At 69.3% G+C, this 19,715-nt stretch carries 23 protein-coding genes; 6 read left to right on the top strand and 17 right to left on the bottom strand.

Annotated features, from left to right (window positions below; genetic code table 11):
* Positions 1-18 precede the first annotated feature (18 nt).
* Entirely contained in the window at positions 19-861 is an 843-nt protein-coding gene (locus tag ACYVGI_RS04055; protein WP_460631367.1) for an AraC family transcriptional regulator, read from the top strand.
* Between the two features lie 55 nt (positions 862-916).
* Here ACYVGI_RS04055 and ACYVGI_RS04050 read toward each other — a convergent pair whose 3' ends face one another.
* The 4 genes from ACYVGI_RS04050 to ACYVGI_RS04035 are packed head-to-tail and all read right to left on the bottom strand — an operon-like array spanning position 917 to position 3,838.
* A complete protein-coding gene (locus tag ACYVGI_RS04050) occupies positions 917-2,131 on the bottom strand; it encodes an MFS transporter (protein WP_460631366.1) in 1,215 nt (404 codons plus the stop codon).
* On the bottom strand, positions 2,128-2,709 hold the full coding sequence (locus tag ACYVGI_RS04045; protein WP_460631365.1) for a GNAT family N-acetyltransferase: 582 nt from the start codon (positions 2,707-2,709) through the stop codon (positions 2,128-2,130). The genes ACYVGI_RS04050 and ACYVGI_RS04045 overlap by 4 nt, the downstream gene beginning before the upstream one ends.
* A 37-nt stretch (positions 2,710-2,746) precedes the next feature.
* Positions 2,747-3,541 carry a LysE family translocator gene (locus tag ACYVGI_RS04040; RefSeq protein WP_460631364.1) on the bottom strand — a complete coding sequence of 265 codons (795 nt, stop codon included), beginning with the start codon at positions 3,539-3,541 and terminating at the stop codon, positions 2,747-2,749.
* Positions 3,542-3,568: 27 nt separating this feature from the next.
* Positions 3,569-3,838, bottom strand: coding sequence for a DUF6504 family protein (locus ACYVGI_RS04035; protein ID WP_460631363.1), 270 nt, complete (start codon positions 3,836-3,838; stop codon positions 3,569-3,571).
* 287 nt (positions 3,839-4,125) lie between these two features.
* Here ACYVGI_RS04035 and ACYVGI_RS04030 point away from each other — a divergent pair, with 287 nt between their 5' ends.
* Positions 4,126-4,371 (top strand): hypothetical protein, encoded by a 246-nt coding sequence (locus ACYVGI_RS04030; RefSeq protein ID WP_460631362.1) that lies wholly within the window; start codon positions 4,126-4,128, stop codon positions 4,369-4,371.
* A 4-nt stretch (positions 4,372-4,375) separates the two neighbouring features.
* The gene (locus tag ACYVGI_RS04025) at positions 4,376-4,531 is read left to right on the top strand and encodes a hypothetical protein (RefSeq protein WP_460631361.1); all 156 of its coding nucleotides are present in this window, start codon (positions 4,376-4,378) and stop codon (positions 4,529-4,531) included.
* Positions 4,532-4,584: 53 nt separating this feature from the next.
* Here the strand turns inward: ACYVGI_RS04025 and ACYVGI_RS04020 are convergent, their stop codons facing one another.
* From ACYVGI_RS04020 to ACYVGI_RS03985, 8 genes are all read right to left on the bottom strand, one after another.
* A complete protein-coding gene (locus tag ACYVGI_RS04020) occupies positions 4,585-5,457 on the bottom strand; it encodes a hypothetical protein (RefSeq protein ID WP_460631360.1) in 873 nt (290 codons plus the stop codon).
* 346 nt (positions 5,458-5,803) lie between these two features.
* Positions 5,804-6,292, bottom strand: a complete 489-nt coding sequence (locus tag ACYVGI_RS04015; RefSeq protein ID WP_460631359.1) for a GNAT family N-acetyltransferase — start codon at positions 6,290-6,292, stop codon at positions 5,804-5,806.
* Positions 6,289-6,828 carry a DUF2834 domain-containing protein gene (locus ACYVGI_RS04010; RefSeq protein ID WP_460631358.1) on the bottom strand — a complete coding sequence of 180 codons (540 nt, stop codon included), beginning with the start codon at positions 6,826-6,828 and terminating at the stop codon, positions 6,289-6,291. Before ACYVGI_RS04010 ends, ACYVGI_RS04015 begins: the two co-directional genes overlap by 4 nt.
* Positions 6,825-7,775, bottom strand: coding sequence for a hypothetical protein (locus tag ACYVGI_RS04005; protein ID WP_460631357.1), 951 nt, complete (start codon positions 7,773-7,775; stop codon positions 6,825-6,827). The genes ACYVGI_RS04010 and ACYVGI_RS04005 overlap by 4 nt, the downstream gene beginning before the upstream one ends.
* The gene (locus ACYVGI_RS04000; RefSeq protein WP_460631356.1) at positions 7,772-8,398 is read right to left on the bottom strand and encodes a MerR family transcriptional regulator; all 627 of its coding nucleotides are present in this window, start codon (positions 8,396-8,398) and stop codon (positions 7,772-7,774) included. Before ACYVGI_RS04000 ends, ACYVGI_RS04005 begins: the two co-directional genes overlap by 4 nt.
* Positions 8,399-8,581: 183 nt before the next feature.
* Positions 8,582-8,950 carry a hypothetical protein gene (locus ACYVGI_RS03995; RefSeq protein WP_460631355.1) on the bottom strand — a complete coding sequence of 123 codons (369 nt, stop codon included), beginning with the start codon at positions 8,948-8,950 and terminating at the stop codon, positions 8,582-8,584.
* A 278-nt stretch (positions 8,951-9,228) separates the two neighbouring features.
* Positions 9,229-9,924, bottom strand: a complete 696-nt coding sequence (locus tag ACYVGI_RS03990) for an IclR family transcriptional regulator (RefSeq protein WP_460631354.1) — start codon at positions 9,922-9,924, stop codon at positions 9,229-9,231.
* Between the two features lie 136 nt (positions 9,925-10,060).
* Positions 10,061-11,236, bottom strand: a complete 1,176-nt coding sequence (locus tag ACYVGI_RS03985) for an adenosylhomocysteinase (RefSeq protein ID WP_460631353.1) — start codon at positions 11,234-11,236, stop codon at positions 10,061-10,063.
* 161 nt (positions 11,237-11,397) lie between these two features.
* Here ACYVGI_RS03985 and glsA point away from each other — a divergent pair, with 161 nt between their 5' ends.
* Positions 11,398-12,474: a glutaminase A gene (gene glsA / locus ACYVGI_RS03980; RefSeq protein ID WP_460631352.1), complete on the top strand. Its 1,077-nt coding sequence runs from the start codon at positions 11,398-11,400 to the stop codon at positions 12,472-12,474.
* Positions 12,471-14,096 (top strand): MFS transporter, encoded by a 1,626-nt coding sequence (locus ACYVGI_RS03975; RefSeq protein WP_460631351.1) that lies wholly within the window; start codon positions 12,471-12,473, stop codon positions 14,094-14,096. The genes glsA and ACYVGI_RS03975 overlap by 4 nt, the downstream gene beginning before the upstream one ends.
* A gap of 3 nt (positions 14,097-14,099) precedes the next feature.
* On the opposite strand, the gene ACYVGI_RS03970 is transcribed toward ACYVGI_RS03975, so the two are convergent.
* From ACYVGI_RS03970 to ACYVGI_RS03950, 5 genes are all read right to left on the bottom strand, one after another.
* Positions 14,100-16,172 carry an RCC1 domain-containing protein gene (locus tag ACYVGI_RS03970; protein WP_460631350.1) on the bottom strand — a complete coding sequence of 691 codons (2,073 nt, stop codon included), beginning with the start codon at positions 16,170-16,172 and terminating at the stop codon, positions 14,100-14,102.
* A gap of 148 nt (positions 16,173-16,320) precedes the next feature.
* The gene (locus ACYVGI_RS03965) at positions 16,321-17,085 is read right to left on the bottom strand and encodes an ABC transporter permease (RefSeq protein ID WP_460631349.1); all 765 of its coding nucleotides are present in this window, start codon (positions 17,083-17,085) and stop codon (positions 16,321-16,323) included.
* Entirely contained in the window at positions 17,082-17,891 is an 810-nt protein-coding gene (locus ACYVGI_RS03960) for an ABC transporter ATP-binding protein (protein WP_460631348.1), read from the bottom strand. The genes ACYVGI_RS03965 and ACYVGI_RS03960 overlap by 4 nt, the downstream gene beginning before the upstream one ends.
* A complete protein-coding gene (locus ACYVGI_RS03955) occupies positions 17,888-18,280 on the bottom strand; it encodes a DUF1048 domain-containing protein (RefSeq protein ID WP_460631347.1) in 393 nt (130 codons plus the stop codon). The genes ACYVGI_RS03960 and ACYVGI_RS03955 overlap by 4 nt, the downstream gene beginning before the upstream one ends.
* 2 nt (positions 18,281-18,282) lie before the next feature.
* Positions 18,283-18,666, bottom strand: a complete 384-nt coding sequence (locus ACYVGI_RS03950) for a PadR family transcriptional regulator (protein WP_460631346.1) — start codon at positions 18,664-18,666, stop codon at positions 18,283-18,285.
* Between the two features lie 120 nt (positions 18,667-18,786).
* On the opposite strand from ACYVGI_RS03950, the gene ACYVGI_RS03945 reads away from it, so the two are divergent.
* Positions 18,787-19,677: a hypothetical protein gene (locus ACYVGI_RS03945; RefSeq protein ID WP_460631345.1), complete on the top strand. Its 891-nt coding sequence runs from the start codon at positions 18,787-18,789 to the stop codon at positions 19,675-19,677.
* Positions 19,678-19,715 lie beyond the last annotated feature (38 nt).

Genomic DNA, 19,715 nt, shown 5'->3' with positions numbered 1-19,715 from the left:
GGCACTGTTTTCGCCAGAGTGACGATCACCGCGCTGACCTCCCCCGCCACACTCGACGAGCTGCTCTCGACGCTCGAATGGCACGTGGACGAGTCGCGCCGTGACGCGCTCGCCGCTGGCGCGGGCATCCGCTTCGCCAAGCCGACGTTCCTCTATGTCGTCGACGGGGCCGCGCGCGTGCGCTCGACCGGTCCGCAGGCCGTGTCGCTCACCTTCGCGACCGGCGACGTGGTCTTCACGCCCGGCCGCCACCCCGTCGAGCTGTCTGCCGAGTCGGCGGCGCAGGTCGTCGTCTCCGAGCTGCGGCCCGTCGGCGGCTCCCGTGCGCTCGACCTGCTGCCGGAGCTGATCGGCGTGAACAGGCTGGCGGACCTCGATCCCGCCATCGCTCTCCTCGCCTCCCGGATGGGCTGCCCTGCGCAGCCGGGGCGGGCGGGCGACAGTGTGATCTGCGGGCGAATGGCGACGACCATCGTCTCCGTGGCGATCCGCGCCTGGGCGGAGGGCGACTGCGCTCCGGCGAACTGGCCGGCGCCCGTCGAGGACCCCTTCGTCGCCCGCGTGCTCGACGCGATGCACGGCGACCCCGGGCATCCCTGGACGGTGGGCGACCTCGCGGCCGTCGGGGCGATGTCGCGGACGACCTTCGCCGAGCGCTTCCGCCAGCAGGTCGGCCAGTCGCCCGCGAGCTACCTCGCGCAGGTGCGGATGGACGCGGCGATGTCCTACCTGTCCAACGACGAGCTGACCGTGAGCGAGACGGCCAGGATGCTCGGGTACGAGTCGGACGCGGGGTTCAGCCGCGCCTTCCGGAGGCACACCGGCTCCGTCCCGTCGGTGTGGCGGCAGCGGGCGAGCTGAGCCGCCGCCTCGTCCACGCTGCGGAGCCCGGCGCTCAGCCCGGCCCGCCCGGCGCTCAGCCCTGCACGGCCCGGCGTCGCCCCGCACTGCCGAACAGCACCACGCCCACCGCGACGACGATCACCGCCACGACGTACGTGGTGCGCACATCCACGCTGTCGACCAGGATGCCGCCGATGCCGGCCCCCAGCGTGATCGCGAGCTGGAACCCGGCGACCACCAGGCCGCCCGCTGCTTCCAGCCGGTCCGGGATGTAGCGGCCGGCCCAGGTGTTGATGACCGCAGGCCACGCCCCGAAGCCGAACCCCCACACCGCCACCGCGATGGCGACGACGATGACGGAGCCCTGCCCGACCACCGAGAGCAGGATCGCGAAGGCGATGAAGGCGGGCTGCAGGTAGCGCAGCAGGCCGAGGAACCGGTCGGCGAGCGCGCCGACCACGAGGTTGCCGACCACGCCGCCGATGCCGAACAGCACCAGCAGCCCGGCGGCCAGGCCCGTGTCCAGCCCAGGCACCTGGTCGAGGGCGAGCCGGATGAACGTGTACGCCATGAAGTGACCGAACACGATCAGGATGTGACCGGCGAGCCCCTGCCGCACGCCGGGCCGCCGCAGGGTGTCGCCGAGGATCCGCAGGCTCGACGCCGCTGCCGGAGCGATCGGCGGGAGCGACAGGCGCAGGGCGACGGCGACGATGGCGGTCAGTGCAGCAGCGCCGAAGAAGACGCCGCGCCAATCGATGATCTCGGTGAGGAACACACCCACCGGCACGCCGGCGACGACCGCGAGCGTCATCCCCGCGCTCACGATGGTCATCGCTCGGCCGAGCCGGTCGGGGCTGGCGAGCTGCGCCGCGACGGTCAGCGACATCGACCAGAACCCGCTGATGGCCACCCCGATGAGCAGGCGCGCCACGAGCAGCACCCACAGCGACGGCGCGACGGCGACCGCCAGGTTGGAGACCGCGGCGAGCACGGCGACGAGCACGAGCAGCGTGCGCCGATCCATCCGCGGGATGAGGATGCCGATGGTGGGCGCCGCGAGGAACCCGACGAACGCGGTGACGGTCACGGTCTGCCCCGCCTGCCCGGGCGTCACCCCGAGCTCCGCGGCCATAGCGGTCAGCACACCGGACGGCAGGAACTCGGCGGTGACCAGCACGAAACTAGTCAGCAGCATGACGATGAGCGCCACCCAGTGCGTGCGCGCGTGGGCGGGGGCGGTCGGTGCGGGGGAAGTGGCCCGGATGGGAGAGGTGTCTGTCGTCACCGTTCCACTCTGGCGGACGAGGACGGCGCGCACGTGACTCTGCGTCCGCGGTGGGCGACCATCCGTCCGGGGGTGCGCGCCATCACCACGCGCGGCCACTCCGCGAGCCCGAGTCCGTGCGCCTCCTCCTCGCGCACCCGTTCGCGCAGTTCGTCGCCCACGGCGTCGTCGGGCAGCACCTGGAAGCCCAGCCGTGCGTAGTACGGCGCGTTCCATGGCACATCGGCGAAGGTGGTCAGCGTGAGCCCGGCGAGGCCGCGCGAGCTGGCCCATTCGTCGGCGACCTCGATCAGCCGCGCGCCGAGCCCCTGGCGCGCGTGCGACGGATGCACGGACACCTGCTCGATGTGGGCGCGTCCTCCGAGCGCTTCGACCAGCAGGTAGGCGACGGGCGTGTCCGTCCCGTCGACCGCGACCAGTGCTCCGCCGCCCCGGATGTGCGCCGCCAGTTCGTCGGCGGAGGGCGGGTCGTCGTCGGCGATGTCGGCGAGCCCGATGCTGCGGAACGCCTCGCCCGCCGCGCGCTCGATGCCCTGGATGGCCCGGATGTCCGTGGTCTGTGCCGCTCGAATCGTCACCGTACGAGCGTATTGGACACGCGCGCGAGCGGCGCGGTCAGCCCTCGGCGCCAGCGGCGACCGTGCCGATTCCGAGTGCGGCGAGGATGGCCGCCGAAACGCGTTCGAGCACGCGGGTGACCCTGGGCCGCTTCAGCCAGGCGACCATCCGGGACGCCAGCAGCACCACGACACCCAGGTAGGCCACGGAGACGAGCGCGTCGACGGCGCCGAGCAGCATCGTCTCGCCGAGGCCGGCGTGCGCGGGAACGAACTGCGGCACGACGGCGAGGAAGAACAGGCCGACCTTCGGGTTCAGCAGGGTGGAGAGCATCCCGGCCAGCAGGCTGCGGACGGACCAGCCGCGGCCGGTTCCTGCGATCGGGGCGGTGGGACGGGCGCCGCCCGCTGCGTCTGAGGTCGCTGCGGTGGAACCCGCGTCGCCCGCTGTGCCTGAGGTCGCTGCGGTCTCGGCCGCCGCCGTCTCCGCCGCCGCTGCTGCCTCCGCTGCCGCTGCCGCCGCTGCTGCCTCCGCTGCTGCCTCCGCTGCCGCTGCCGCCCTGGCGCTCCTGCGCGTCGCCACGAACGCCATCACGCCGAGGTAGATCAGGTACAGCCCGCCCACGATCTTCACGATGCGGAACACTTCGGCCGACTGTTCGAGCAGCGTCGCCAGCCCGATGGCGACGAGCGCGGCCCACACCAGCGACCCGAGCGAGCAGCCGACCGCGGCGGCGAATCCGTCGCGAGCGCGGCCCATGCTGTAGCGGAGCACGAGGAACGTGTCCGGCCCCGGCGTGAGCGCGAGCACCGCGCACAGCCCGGCGAACGCGAGGATCGTGAGCAGCGACATGCGACGATCCTAGGGCCGTGCCCGCGATCAGGCGTACGTTCGCAGCAATTCCCAGCGGCCGTCGCCTGTGGGCCGGACGTCGAACATCCGCACGTCGCCGTCGGCGACCGAGCAGCCTTGGAACCGCCAGCCCGCGAGTCTCCCCGCCGGATGCGTGAGCGCGTCATGCCAGGCGACCTCCTGCAGCGGCGTGGGCTGATCGGTGACGACGTAGCGGGTGCCTCGCCAGACAAGGCGGGTGGGCCTGCCATTGTCGGTCCAGACAGAGACGATGTCGGTCGCGTGCGTCATGCTCATGACAGCCTCCAAAGGGTTCAGGGATGCTCCTATTGAACCATTAACTTTCGAACATTTGTTCGAGTAAATCGAAGCTGATTAAGACCGCCAGGGTGGTGACGCAGCAGCGGCTGGTCGTTGCTGACATCGTGAAACCCCGACGCTCTCATCTTGTCGTTGCGGCCGTGCGCAGGTTTTGAGGGTGGATCATATAGCGACCTCCTTGTTGCCTGGGTGTCTGCCGCGCGTGCCTTCATCGGAAGCACTCATCGCGCGGTACTGGAGCGTCAACGGCGGAGGCGGCTTCTGTGACTGACTGGCAATTACGCCCTCATCTGCCGCCAGGCTCGCAACAATCCACATGTGAGTCGATCGACTGTCCCGATGGGAACGTCTTCGTCGCGCGGGAGCCGCACGGCGCCGAGTCATGTGATCGCGTGAACGCCGCCGACATCGGTATCTCGATCACCGATCTCGACGCAAACAAGTACACCCGCGTGTCGGTGACCGATTGCGATCACTTCCTGCACACTACGACGGCCAGCGCTCAGTGAGCAGTTGGTCGCGCACGACGAACTGCCCGTGGCGATTGTCATCCACGGCGTCACGCGCACGGCGGGCCAGAGCGAATCCCGCTCGCTCAAGCAAACCCAACAGCGGCGGCTGGCCGAGGGGAACAAGATCGCTGGCGTATACGGCATCTTCGGCGTGTGAGTGCGTAGCCGGTTCTCGGGCGCGCGCAGACTACCGCAGGCGTTAGCCCGGGCTCAGGCGCGCTTGGTGCTATTGGCGAGGCGAACGATGAGAGCGCCAACGATGTGGACGGTAAGCCAGGCATCTTCTGGGAGTGGCGAGGTGGAGTGATGAGCATCGCCCATTGAACTGCGGTCGGCGGAAACCCACTGCATCATGTCGTCGAGCGCGTGGGTGAGCCGTTCGTCGTGTGACGCGAAAAGACCCTTCTTTCGCCCGTCGACGATGAGCGGGCCGAGTGCATTGCCCTTGCATCCGAGTGCTTCTAGCGCTTCCTGCATCGCGGTGCCAGCATCGGTGATCGCGTCGGCCGGAGATCCGCCGTGCAACTCGCCGAGGGCATCCTGATAGGCCGCCTCGACCTTGTCCCACCCTTCACGACCTCCAAGCAACCGGAGTGCTGGCGCGACGACTTCGGCGTGGAGCTCAAGAGAGTTCTTCTCAACCATCTCACCGCCGATGTACTCATAGCTGATGCGGTGTCGCTCGAGGCGTTCGTTGACGAACGTTTCGTAGTGCTCCTCTCCCGCGCGACGAACCCGAGGCCCGGCCGGGTCGTGCTGGTAAAGCGCGAGAAGATAGCCGCCGATCGCTTCCCCAATCGCCTCGACGACAGTCGGCATCATGTAGTCGTAGCAGGTGTCGATATACCGGCTAGTGTCCATATCCGCGCTCAGGCCGGTGAGAGTCCGAAGGCCCTCGTCGTCGAGAATCAACTCCCGCGTCCGGATGAGGATGTGACCGCCAGTCGACCCACCGAAGGTTCCGCGGACGTACCGCTCAAGCTGAATGCGGAACTCAGCGGAAAACTCCTCCGTCCAAAAGCTCGCACCAGCAGCCTCTGCTTCTTTGCGCTCTCGCTGCTCACGACGTTGATTGTGCAACATGAGCACATGCTAACGAGGACCACAAGCACATATGGCAGATCGGTCGCGACACCCATTGGTGACGACCCGCGGTATCAATCTTGTGTCCACTTGGACGGAAGTTCGTGCGTCTAGTGCAACTCTCGTCGGTTAAGAGCGAAGATTTGCGATTATGGTCGCCGATCGGGGCGCTGAATGCGATCTCGGCGGGGTGTTACCCGCTGACCCCGACACAATCGTGCGATTGCGAGGCTGTATAGAGTTGGCGACGCCGACTAGAAACAGACCGGCGAACGCCGTACCCATTAGCTGAGTGCAAGCATCAAACGGTCGGGCTCGTGGCACCGACGACGCGCCTCCGCGACTGTCAGAGCGCAACGGTGACCGTCTGCGACAGCTCCCCGCTCAGTGGATGCGCGTGCCCCGGCCCGCGCTGCGCCCACCCGCGCGAGGCGTACAGCCGCACGGCGGCGGCGTTGGAGGCGAGCACGTGCAAGACCAGGGCGGTGTGCCCGGCGGCACGCGCATCCCCGGTGGCGGCGTCGAGGAGCTGCGCGCCCAGCCCGGCACCCTGTGCACCGGGGGCGACGGCCAGCATGGCGAGGTATGCGGCGTCTGGCGGGTCGGTCGCGGCTCCGCTGCCAGGCTCGGTCACCAGGGCGAACCCGGTGACGTCGCCGTCGTCGTCGCGGGCGCCGTCGCGGGCGACCAGAAAGGACACCGTGGCTCTGGCAAACTTCGCCGCGCAGCGCTCCGCGGTGCCGGTGGGGGCAGGCCGACCGTCGCGCTCGGCGACGGCATCGAGCCACAACCGGATGCACGCATCCCGGTCGGCGGCGCGGCCCGCCGCGATCACGCAGCGCCGCCTGGGTTCGCGCCGTCTGCGGTGCCGTCTGCGGCCGGGCCGCCCGCGGTGGTACCGCCCGCGGTGGCGTCGCCAGCGCCACCCGCGCCGCCCGCGGTGGCTTCGCCCGCGTCGCCCGCGTCGCCCGCGTCGCCCGCGTCGCCCGCGCCGCCCGCGCCACCCGCACCCGCGCCACCCGCACTCCGCCGCGCCACCAGCGCCCGCTCCCGCATCGCCAAGAACAGCGGCAGTGCGAACGCCAGCGCCACCAGCGGGATGAGCACCACGTACACCCACACCAGCCGCATCCCGAGCCTCCTGCTCTCGAACAGCATGAACGCGACCGCTGCGATGGCGGTGATCAGCACATCCACCGTCAGCGAGAGGACGGCCGGGCCGCTCTGCAGCCAGTCACCAACGAAGTCGCGCCGGCCGGCGATGGCGGCGACGTTGAACGTCCACGCGCCGACGAGCCCCACGATCGCCAGCACCAGGAAGAACGCGGCCCTCCCGTTCCAGCCAGCGCCGATCCAACCGCCGCGGGTCATGCCGTCGCTCCCGCGTGCAGCGTCGGATGCGTGCTCGATCGCATCCCGAGTGCCAGCACCACAGCCGCGGCGAGCATCCCGCCCGCGAGGATCGCCCAGCCTCCGGCGAGGAAGACGCCGTCCGGGTGCACGATCGACTGTCCGGCGAGAGCCTGGAACGTCACGAGTGTCACGACCGCCGCGTAGACCACCGTCGCCACCACCACGAGGCGCAGCCGCACCCGGTCGTCGGAGAGCACGCGCCAGTGCCGCCCGAGCCAGCCGAGCGCGATGGCGAACAGCGGCAGCACCTGCAGCGCGTGCATCCCGACGAAGTGCGGGATGCGGAGGTCGCCGCCCACCGTGCTCCAGCCGAGCAGGGGGAGGCCGGGTCCTCCGTCGGCGAGCCCGACGGTGTGGGCGCCGGCGATGCCCTGGAAGTCGTGCAGTTGGGCGGCCGTCGGGCCTGTCATCAGGTAGGCGAGGCCCATGCCGACGAGGGCGACGGCCGCGCCGGCCCGAACAGCGACGGTGGTGGATGCGGTGGGCAGGCGCAGGAAGAACACCGCGATCGTGGTGAGGAACGTGCCGACGTAGAGCACGGTGATCGAGACCGCCATGATGCCCCACACCGCAGCGGAGACGCCGTTCGACACGTTGAAGTGGCTGGTCGTGCCGACCGCTGCGGCGCCGACGATCGCCACCTGCTCCACGATCAGGGCGACCGCGACGACCGTGCCTGCGCCGTGCGCCAGGCGGCGGAAGCGGGGGAGGTGCGCGATCAGCCACGCCCAGGTCACGCTGTAGAGCAGGATCGACAGCGAGAACTTGAGCGGCTTGAGCCAGGTGTCGGCGCCGAGGACCTGCCTCTGGTCCACGAGCAGGCCGACGACGCACACGATGGTGCTCACGACCATGAGGGCGGCGACCGTCATGAGCGGACGGTGCCAGGCGAAGACGGACTTCATGAGAGCCTTCTCTCCGAGGTTGCGGCGGCCTGGGCGATGCGCCGCAGGCCGAGGGCGAGGGAATCGCCGAGCACGGTGCCGATCACCATGAGCTCGGCCATCCGCGACGGGTCGGGCAGAGCCGCGACCGCGCCGAGATCGGCGTCGGCTGCCAGACGGGCTGCCGCCGCGTAGGCGTCGAGATAGCTGTCGGGGAGCGGATAGCCGGCGTGCACGAACGCGTCGAGCACGCGGGCGGCGATCTCCGTGCCGATGTTGTCCTCGCATCCCGCCCACCCCGCGCGCCCGATCAGGGCGTCGATGCGGGCGATGGATGCGGCGGTCGGCTCGGAGACGTCGGGCACGGCCGCGCGGGAGAGTGCCTGCTGCGCGACGTCGAAGGTGTGCGCGATGGGTGCATCCGGGTCGTCGAGAGCGGCGAGCACCTGCGCGACGGAGCTGACGGACAGGTGGCCGACCTCGAGCATGGAGCGGATGAGGCGCAGCCGGTGGATGTGCGCATCGCCGTACTCGGTGCGGTTGCCGTTGAGGCGCTCCCCGGCCGGCAGGAGACCCTCGCGCACGTAGTACTTGATCGTGGCGGAGGGGGTGCCGGTGGTCTCGGCGAGTTCGGTGATGAGCATGTGGTGATAGTAGCACTACCGGTAGCGGTACTACCAGTGTTGGGGCGGGGCTGGGCGGGACGGGGCGGGTCGGCGACCGGTGCGAGTCGGTCGGGTCGGGTCGGGTCGGGGAGGCGACCGGCGCGGGTCGGTCGGGTCGGGTCAGGTCGGGTCGGGTCGGGTCGGGGAGGCGACCAGCGCCGGTCAGAGGACGTCGTCGCGGGAGCGCTTCGACCGGGAGGGCGACTCCTGCAGCGACAGCCAGAACAGGATCGCGAGCAGCCCGAAGATCGCCAGCGACGCCAGCAGGTCGCCCCACTGGAACGGCACGAGCGCACCGTCGATCGACAGCACCAGTGCGCACTCGATGACGCCGAAGACGAGGAAGAACAGCCCGAGCAGCACCCGCGTGCGCCGGATGGACTTGCCGCGCCGGTGGAGTTCCAGCCTCCGCAGCTCCACCATGAGCGTCAGCAGCAGCAGGGGCAGGATCTGCGCGAGCGCGGCCGCCGACGCGCTGTCCATCAGCACGATACGCACATCCATCGGGTCGACCACGTCCCTATCGTGCACCCGCGCGCGCCCTCCGGTCGACAACCCGTTCCGTCCGGAAGGAGAATCGTCCGCGCCCCCGCCCGAATTCTCCTTCCGAACGGAGTCTCGCCTCCGCCCGCCCGAATTCTCCTTCCGAACGGAGAATCACCCGCGTCGCGCATCGACGCCGGTCTCCTCCCCTGATCTCCTTCCGAACGGAGAAACGCCCCCGCCCGCCCGGGATCTCCTTCCGAACGGAGCTTCCGGCGGCGTGTCGTCGCTGTTCTCCGTCCGAGCGGAGCCGCGGTCACCCGCGGTCACCCGCGGTCAGCCCCCTGCACCCGCCCCGAGATCACGGCGGCCGCCTCGCGTGCGGCAGCGACCACGTCGGCCAGGGGATGCGCGCTGTACGAGGTGCCGATGTACGGCACGGTCAGCGTCGCGACTGTCGCGCCGGACGCATCCCGGATCGCGGCGACCACGTCGGTAACCGCATCCTGCACCGGGTCGGGACGCGTGATCACGTCGTCGTTCTCGTCGTTCTCGTCGGCGGCGCCGGTGAGCACGAGACCCGCCGCCGTGTCGAGCGGGAACAGGGCGCCGACTCGCACCAGGTACCCGAAGTTCGCCGGGGACTCCGCCTGGGCGATCACCCGGACGGCGTCGCCGTCGCGCACACCGAGGTTGCAGGACTGGGCCACCGCGTCCGCGAGGTCGCGCATCGGTCCCATCGCCAGACGGATCAGTCCGCGCAGGGGCGGCTGCCGGTGCGCGAGGTCGAACAGCGCGAGCGAGACTCCGTACAGACCGGATGCGCGATCCCGGTAGAGGTAGCCGCGCCGTTCCAGCGTGGTCAGCACCCGGAAGATCTGGCTCACACTGCGCCCGACAGCGTCCGCGATCTCGGTCTGCGAGCGTTCGCCGGGCTCCGCCGCCAGGTACTCCAGGATGTCCAGAGCCTTGTCGAGGGCGGGGACCGCGTATTCGGGCTGCGAAGAAGGAGACGGCGCCATGAACGTCAGTATGGCCGATTCGGGATGCGCACCCCGCCGCACTCGGCGCCGCGCACGCTTCCGCGCACCCGGCCGCCCGCCGAACCGCGCGCCCCACCGCCCGTCGCACCGCGCACCCCGACGCCCACCCCTCCCCTCAGCGATCCGCCCCGACCGCACGGAGGAAGCGCCGGGCGATCGTGCGCTCGATGTCGTCCGGGACCGGCTGCGCGCCCGCATCCAGTGTCGTTGCCGCCGTCGCCACGCGCTCCAGCGACAGTGACTGCAGCAGGAACCCGAGGTCCATCGCCTCCAGCGAGTTGCCCTTCGGCTCGCGGCCGGCGAGGTTCACCATGCGGCCCTCCGCCAGCAGCACGATCTGCCGGCCGTCCGGCATGGTCACCTGCTCGATCGCCGCATCCAGGGTCGTCACGGCGCTCGCCGCGGCGTAGAGGGAGGCGGTGTCGATCTCCCAGGGAAAGTGCCCGGCGTTGGCGAGCACCGCGCCGTCGGGGAGGCGGTCGATGATCTCCGGCGTCACGATGTCGGGGAAGCCGGTCGCCGTGACGAACACCTCGCCCCAGTCGGCGAGGTCGGCGAGCGGGGCCACCCGGTAGCCGTCGAGCGCCGCTTCGAACATCTTCAGCTCGTCGATCTCGGCCACGGCGACCTTGCCGCCGAATGCCCGCAGGTATTGCGCGATCCCGCGCCCGCACCAGCCGTAGCCCGCGACCACGAAGCGGCGGCCGGGGATCATCAGGTTCGTGATCCGCATGATGCTCTCCACCACCGACTGGCCCACGCCGTGCCGGTTCTCGCCGACCGCCTTGAGCATGCTGTCGTTGATCACGATGATCGGGAACGGCACCGAACCGGCCAGCTCGCGCCGCAGCCGCACCCCGCCGCTCGTCGTCTCCTCCGTGCCGCCGACGACTGTTCCGGCCCGTCCGGCCTCCACGATGCCGGCGGCGAGGTCGGCTCCGTTGTCGAGCAGGATGGTGGGCTGCGCCGCGATCACGGCGGCGACGTTGGCGTGATGCTCGTCGATGGTGTCGTCTCGGCGGCCGTGCACGGTCATTCCCTGCTCTCGGAGGAACGCGACGACGTCGTCCTGCGTCGAGCCGTGGTTGCCCGTGGCCACGATCTCGGCCCCGCCCGCAGCGAGCACTTCGAGCAGGACGGCGGTCTTCGGCTCCAGGTGCAGCGACATCCCGATGCGGTGTCCGGCGAACGGCCGGGATGCGGCGAACTCCGTCCGCGCGGCGGCGAGGAGAGGCATCCGGGAGCGGATCCAGGCAGTGCGGGATGCACCGCGGGCGGCGAGGTCGGACATGAGATCAACTTTCGTAGGTGAACGCGACTTTCATATAGGTTACCCTCCGCAGGCCGTCAGCGCGACCGCCTGCACGACCGCCTGCGTGACCACCAGCGCTGCACCAGCGCGCCCGACACACGGCGCGACGTTTGTTGCGCCCGGCACCGAATGGCGAAAGGATGAGCGCGACAGGCCGATGCCGCCGCACCGACCGTGCCGGCATCGCGGGGAGGGGAACCCACGTGGAACTGGATGTGGACGGCGTCGACGAGCGGGTCTCCACCGGCACGCTGCCGGGGTGGGACGACGTGGAAGCGCTGGTGCAGAAGGCCCACCAGCGCAACGCGGGCGTGACCGCGGGAACGGTCGCCGACTACATCCCAGCGCTGGCCGACGCCGACCCTGGGCTCTTCGGCGTCTGCGTCGCCGAGGTCGACGGCGCGATGCACGGAGCGGGCGACGTCGATCACGCGTTTTCGATCCAGTCCATCTCGAAGGCATTCGTGTACGCGCTGGTCTGCGACGAACTCGGGCACGAGCTGGCGCTCGAACGCGTCGGAGTGAACAACACCGGTCTCGCCTTCAACTCGGTGATGGCCATCGAGCTCAACGAGGGGCATCCGATGAACCCGATGGTCAACGCCGGCGCGCTGGCCACGACCGCCCTCGTCCCAGGAGGGACGGCGGAGGAGCGCTGGGCGTTCATCCAGGACGGGCTGTCACGCTTCGCCGGGCGCAAGCTGGAGCTGGACACCGCCGTCTACGACTCGGAGACCGCCACCAACCAGCGCAACCGGGCCATCGCGCGGTTGCTGGAGAGTTACGGCAGGATCACCGCCGACCCCGACGAGGTGGTCGACGTCTACACCCGTCAGTGCTCGCTGCTGGTGACGGCGCGCGACCTCGCCGTGATGGGCGCCACCCTCGCGGACGGCGGTGTCAATCCCGTCACGGGGGAGCGCGTGGTCTCGGCGCACGTCTGCCGCGACACGCTCTCGGTGCTCGCCGCGAGCGGGCTGTACGAGCGTTCGGGGGAGTGGCTGTTCGAGATCGGGATGCCGGGCAAGTCCGGCGTCGCGGGCGGCCTGGTCGCCATCGCGCCCGGCAAGGCGGGAATCGGCACGTTCTCTCCCCCATTGGATGCGGCGGGCAACAGTGTCAGGGGCCAGCGCGCGACGGCGTTCCTCTCCCGCAGCCTCGGATTGAACCTCTTCTCGTCGGACGTGCACCACTCAGCAGAAGGACACAACAGATGAGCACAGCAGAGACGAACGCTCCGGCGATCGAGAAGGCGTCCTGGCGGCCGATGATCGCGCTGTTCTGCGCGCAGATCCTGATGTCGTTCAACGTCGCCGCCCTCCCCGTGTCGCTCGGCGGCATGGTGGACGACTTCGGAGTGCCGCCCACCACTGTCAGCACGGCGATCGTCATGTACGGCATCGCGGTCGCCGCACTCGTGATGGTCGGTGCCAAGCTCGGGCAGCGCATCGGCTGGGTGCTGATCTTCCGCATCGTGATCGGCCTGTTCGCCCTCGCAGAGGTGATGATGATCTTCGCGCCGACCGTCGGCTGGGTGATCGGCGCGCAGGCGCTCGCCGGTGCGTCAGCCGCGATCATCGTGCCGGCGCTCGTCGCCCTGATCGCCGAGAACTACCGGGGCACGCAGCAGGCCACGGCGATCGGCTCTCTCGGATCGGCCAGGGCGATCTCCGGCTTCAGTGCGTTCTTCATCGGCGGCGCGCTCGGAACCCTGGTGGGCTGGCGCCCGGTGTTCGCCATCCTGGTGGTGCTGGCCGTTGTGGTGTTCATCCTCAGCTTCTCACTGCGGTCGGATCGCGGCGACAGCAGCATCAAGATCGACATCGTGGGCGCCGTCCTGATCGGTCTCGGCATCGTGCTGCTCACGCTGGGCTTCAACAACCTGAACGCCTGGGGCGTCATCGAAGCGCGGCCGGATGCGCCGTTCGACATTCTCGGGCTGTCTCCGGCGATCGTGTTCATCGTCGTCGGCATCGTGCTCGGCCAGGCGTTCTTCCTGTGGACCCGCCGCCGCACCAAGACGGGGAAGGTCCCGCTGATCGCACTGAGCGTCCTGCGCTCGTCGCGGGAACGCTCGGCGGTGTACGCGATGTTCATCATCGTGCTGCTCGAAGCAGCCATCAACTTCACCATCCCGCTCTACACGCAGATCGTGCAGGGGCGCACACCGTTCGATACGTCGCTGGCGATGATCCCGTTCAACCTCACTGTCTTCGTCACCGCGACCCTCGTGGTGCGGTTCTACAAGCGGTACAGCCCGCGCGCGATCGGCATCTTCTCGTTCGTGCTGACCACGGCGGCGCTGCTGTGGCTGTCGTTCGTCGTGACCAACAACTGGGAGACGTTCCCGACCATCCTGGGGCTCATCGTGTTCGGCATCGGGCAGGGGGCGCTGGTCACGCTGGTGTTCAATGTGCTGGTCACCGCGTCTCCGAAAGAGCTCGCCGGCGATGTCGGCTCGGTGCGCGGCACGACGCAGAACCTCGCGTCGGCGGTCGGCACCGCGTTCGCCGGTGCGCTGCTCGTCACCATCCTGGGGCTGAACGTCGGGCAGGCTGTGATCGCGCATCCCGAGCTGCCGAAGTCGCTGACGTCGCAGGTCGACCTCGACAGCGTCAACTTCGTCAGCAACGACCGGCTCCGCGACGTGCTCGCGAAGACCGACGCCACCCCGGCCCAAGTGGATGCGGCAGTCCAGATCAACGAGGACGCCCGCCTCAACGCCCTCCGGCTGGGCCTCCTGCTGCTCGCGGGGGTGAGCGCCGTGGCGATTATCCCCGCGGCGCGCCTCCCCCGGTACCGTCCGCACGAGCTCCCGGACCCGTCGCCGGCCGAGTAGCGGTCAGGACCCGGGTGTCGGCATCGTCGTGAGTCCCTGCACGGGCACGGTCGGGACGGTGTTGTTCACCCAGTCGTTGCGGATCGACGAGTACGTGTTGTTGTTGCCGCCGCCTGTTCCGCCGCCCCAGGACGTGAAGGTGTGGTCGCCGCTCAGGCTGGTGCCCGAGTAGCCGAACGAGCCGATCGCGACGATGTCCGATCCGAGCGGCACGATCGGGGCAGGGGTGACCACATCGGTCGTGGACGCCGCGCCCGTGACGGGATTCGGTCCGCGCCCGTACGAGTACCGGCCGTAGACGTAGACGCGTCCGCTCAAGCAGCGCACCAGCACGTAGTCCTGGGTGGGCGCGATCGCGACCGCTGTCTCTCCGCCCAGGTCGAGTGTGAGCGGCTGCGCGCTGAGCGGACCGGAGACGTACGGTCGGCCGGTGCCGAAGTTGGTGGCGTCACCCCAGGTGAGCAGGGTGCCGCCGTCGATCAGGAGCTGGTTGCCGTAGTAGTGGCCTGTCAACGACTGGATCGTGCACTGGTCATCGGCAGAACCCATGACCACGCCAACGGTGTCGCATCCCGACTGGGCGAACGGAGACAGCATCGTGGACCGGTACGGGGCGTTGCGGTTGGTGCCGAGGTTGTCGCCGGACGGGTCGGAGGCGTACGCGGCCCCCGCATTGGCCCAGCCCCACCAGAACACGCCGGTGTTCGGGTCGCTTGCGTCGAAATTCCCGCGCACGGCCCAGCCGTTCCACGTCCCGGCGCCGATGCTGTGCACGCCGGACATGATGACGGACGGAGTGGCCGAGGAGGCCGTCGGGGTGCCCTGGCCGGTGATGCCGCGGGCCTGGGCGTAGCCCCAGGTGTAGAGATCGCCCGTGCTGGTGAGCGCCATGAAGACGCCGGAACTCGAGCGCAGGTCCACGACGGTTCCGGGGATGGAGACGAGTCCCGGCTGCGTGTACGGCGTCGGCGTGCTCGGCCGTCCCATCACGTTGCGCGTGGCGTTGCCGCCCCAGGTGTACACCTGGCCATCGTCCGAGAGCGCCGCCATGCCGGTGTAGTTGATATCGGTGGGGTAGAAGTTGTCGAGGCTGGTGCCCGCGACCTTCACGATGTAGCGGCGGTCCGCCCCTGCGTAGCCGTCGTTCGGGAGCATCACCGGGGTCGGCGGCGCTGTGGATGCGACGGTCAGGGTGCCGTTTCCGGCGAGTCCGTTGCCGCGGAAGCCCCACACCCACAGCGTGCCGTCGTCTTGCAGCGCGGAGGCCGTGTTCGCCAGATAAGTGTTGGTCGGCGTCATTGCCGTGGACTGGGTGAGCAGCGGCGTCGCGGTCGGCGAGGTCTCGGCGCGAGCGGTGTCGGTGTACGCCGCGGAGGTGGCAGGGAGCCCGCCGGAGGCGAGCAGTGCGGCGAACACGACGGCCAGCCCGGATGCGGTGGCGGCCGCCCTCACGACGTCGCTCCGTCGAACCGGACGCCGAGGACGAGGGACCGGTTGAAGAGGTACGGATTGCCGAGCGCGTGCGGGAGGGACATCCGGATCTCGACCGTTTTGGGAACCGATTGCGTCCACCCGGTGAGGGCCGGGGGCGTCGCGTTGACGGTCGCAGCCGGGACGCGGTTCGCCACGACGACGCCGTCGACCGTGATCGTGTACAGCGCGGAGTCGTACGGTTCGGCGCCCGGTCCTGTTCCTCCGGGGGTCTGCCGGTCTGGTGCCTGGGTACGCGTTGTAGAGCGTGAGCTGCACAGGGCCGGAGGCCGCTGTGGTCGTCACCACCCTGGTCTCCACGGCGGCCGTCGGTGTCGTGGTGACGGCGATGGCTCCGGTGGACGAGGTGTCGAGAATGAGCGGGACGGGGTCGCCCTGGTCGAGCGTGCCGTCCTGGTCGAGGAGGGCGATGTCATAGCTTCCGCCGATCGCGCCGCCCGTGCCGAGGCGGATGGCCGACGCATCCGTGAACGACGCGGAGGTGACCTGGACCGCGGCGAGGGCGAGCACGCCGCTCAGTCCGAACAAGGCGGCCACGATCACTGCGGGGCGGCGCAGGATTCGCCCAAGGTCTGCGACAGTCACGAAGTGCCCCAACCTGCCGTGACCACCGATCACAGCGTCGTGCGTAACGACGGAATCGCCGCAGGGCGGCGATCCCGGGAGCGTGGTTCAGATGCTCCATGTTTGATTCAGGTACACACTATTTGTTTAAGGGCGTCTTGTCTTGTCGCTAGCTGATCTTGCGTCGGTAGATCACGATGGCGAAGCCGTACGCGACCACGAGGATGCCGACGAGCCAGGCCAGGGCGATCCAGATGTCCCCGCCGACCGGCTGCTGCGCGAACAGCGCCCGGATGGTGTTGACGATGGATGTGACAGGCTGGTTCTCCGCGAACCAGGCGACGGGGGCGGGCATCGTCTCGGTGGGGACGAACGCCGAGCTGATGAACGGCAGGAAGATGAGCGGGTAGCTGAAGCCGCTCGCCCCATCCACTGTCTTCGCCGACAGTCCGGCGATCACTGCGATCCAGGTCAGCGCGAGCGTGAACAGGATCAGGATGCCGGCGACCGCGAGCCACGCGCCGAACGATGCTCCGGTGCGGAAGCCCATGATCAGAGCGACGCCGATGACGACGGCCACGGAGACCAGGTTCGCCGCGAGCGAGGTGAGCACGTGCCCCCAGAGCACGCTCGACCGTGAGATCGGCATGGACTGGAACCGCTCGAAGATGCCGCCCTGCAGATCGAGGAACAGCCGGTACGCGGTGTAAGCGACCCCGGACGCGATGGTGATCAGCAGGATGCCGGGGAGCATGTAGTTGACGTACGACTCGTCGGAGCCGGTGTGGATGGCGCCGCCGAGCACGTAGACGAAGAGCAGCATCAGCGCGATGGGAGTGACCACCGTTGTGATGATCGTGTCCGGGCTGCGGAGGATGTGGCGCAGCGAACGACCGGTCAGGACGCCGGTGTCGCTGAGGACGTGGGTGGTCATCGGTTTTCCTTTCGTGCGGTTTCGGTCTCGCCGGTCTCGCCGGTCTCGCCGACGAGAGCGAGGAACACGTCCTCGAGCGACGGCTGCTTCTCCACGTACTCGACCTTCGCGGCCGGGAGGAGCTGTTTGAGCTCGGCGAGCGTTCCGTTCTGGATGATCGTGCCCTTGTGCAGGATCGCGATGCGGTCGGCGAGCTGCTCGGCCTCGTCGAGGTACTGCGTGGTGAGGAGCACCGTGGTGCCCTGGCCCGCGAGCTGCTTGACCGTCTGCCACACCTCGATGCGCGCCTGCGGGTCGAGCCCTGTCGTCGGTTCGTCGAGGAAGATGACGGGCGGGTTGCCGATCAGGCTCATCGCGATGTCCAGTCGACGACGCATCCCGCCGGAGTACGTCGACGCTTTGCGGTTGCCTGCGTCGGTGAGCGAGAAGCGGGCGAGCAGGTCGTCTGCGATGCCTCCCGGGTTCTTCAGGTGGCGCAACCGGGCGACCAGGATGAGGTTCTCCCTGCCGGTGAGGATCTCATCCACTGCCGCGAACTGGCCGGTGAGGCTGATGGACTCTCGCACCTCCCCCGGCTTGGCGGCCACGTCGAAGCCGGAGACTGTCGCGGTGCCGCCGTCGGCCTTGAGCAGGGTCGACAGGATGCGCACCAGTGTGGTCTTGCCCGCGCCGTTCGAGCCGAGCAGGGCGAAGATGCTGCCCGCTGCCACGTCGAAGTCGACGCCGCGCAGCACGCTCACATCCTTGAAGGACTTCTCGATGCCCTGCACCCGGATGGCGGGAGCGGGGATGGCCGTCGTGCTCATTCGTCTGTCTCCTTGTCGTCGGGAACTGCCGTTCCGCTGATGGCCGCGTCGATCGCCTTGGTGAGGCGGGCGCGCTCCTTGTCGATCCACTGGGTGCCGGAGTACGACGCCGCGAACGTCTCGGCGAACTCCACCGGGTCGTCGCCGACGATGTCGCGGACCGGCGTGCCGTCGATGGATGCGCGCTCCCAGAGGTCGGTGTGGTCGCTGATCATCGTGACCAGCGTGTCCCCGTCCGTGATGCCGCCGTAGTACATGAAGTACCGGTTGACCGCCTTGGCCGAGCTGCGGTACGGCTCGGGGAGGGCGTCGACGCGGGCGACGGCCTGCTTGTACTGCTTCTTCTGTTCGAGAGAGCCGGTGAGGGCTTCGATCCACTTGGCAACCATTGCTACTGTCCTTCTGTCTCGGTCTGTTCGTGTGTCTGTTCGTCGGTCTGGCCGGGTGTCCGGCCGGTGTTCCTGAGGCGTTCCAGCCGTTCGGCCAGGAAGCTCCAGGTGGTCCAGAACTCGTCGAGGTAGTCCCGGCCCTGATCGTTGAGGGAGTACACCTTTCGGGGCGGTCCCTTCTCGGACGGGACCTTCTCCACATCCACGAGGCCGCGCTGCTCGATGCGGACGAGCAGGGCGTAGATGGTGCCCTCGGCGATGTCGGAGAAGCCCTGGTCTCTCAGCCACGCGGTGATCTCGTAGCCGTATGCCGACCTCCCGGCCAGGATGGCCAGGACGATGCCCTCGAGTGTTCCCTTGAGCATCTCTGTCGCTTGTTTGCCCACGGCACTCCTCCTTGCTACTCAGTGGTGCTTGGTACTGGTAGATAGTAACGCCGAGTACCGGTAGATAGCAAGACTGAATAGTGGATTCCTTTTCGGCCGACGGCGTGGCAGTGTCGAGGCATGAGCATCGACCTGGCCAGCGCCGCATCGTTCATGGCCGCGCACGCCCGCGTCCTCGACCGCCGGCGTTTCGAGGTGGCGGCAGGTGGCGGCGACGCCGCCAAGCGCGCGCTCGCCGCGGCCCTCGATGGGTATCGCAACGCCGACGGCGGATTCGGCTGGGGGCTGGAGCCCGATCTGCGGGCGGCGGAGAGCCAGCCGGGAGGCGCACAGCACGCGCTCGAGGTGATCGCGGACGCCGCGCCGGTCGCGACGGCGCAGCTCGGGAGCCTCCTCGACTGGCTGGATGCGGTGACCCTGCCGGACGGCGGGCTCCCGTTCGCGCTGCCGATCGAGGACCCCACCGCCTGCGCGCCGTTCTGGGTGCAGGCGGACCCTGGGGAATCGTCACTGCAGCTCACCGCCGCCATCGCGGCGCGGGCGCACCGGGTGGCCAGACAGGACGCGACCGTGCTCGACCATCCGTGGCTTCTGGCCGCGACGCGCTACTGCTTCGACGCGATCGGGCGCATCGACTCCGCGCCGTTCGCGTATGTGCTCTCGTTCTCGCTGCAACTCCTGGATGCGGCCTCGGACTCCCGGCCGGAGGCGCGCGACCTGCTCGCCCACCTCGCCCGGTTCGTTCCTGGCGACGGCGCCGTGCCTGTCGACGGCGGATCGGAAGGCGAGACGCTGCACCTGCTCGACTATGCGCCGGAGCCAGGTCGTCCGGTCCGCGACCTGCTCGACCCGGATGCGGTCTCCCGCGACCTGGACCGGCTGGAGGGCGCTCAATCGGCGGACGGCGGATGGGACGTCGACTATGCAAGCTACTCGCCTGCCGCTGCGCTCGACTGGCGCGGCTACGTCACGGCGAACGCGGTGTCCGTGCTGCGAATGAACGGGCGGTAGGAGCGCATCCGCTGGCCGAACTCGCCCCGGGCGCTCCT

The sequence above is a fragment of the Leifsonia lichenia genome (genome assembly GCF_054780215.1).
The sequence above is the reverse complement of the archived record's forward strand: the minus strand, read 5'-3'. Positions and strand labels throughout refer to the sequence as shown.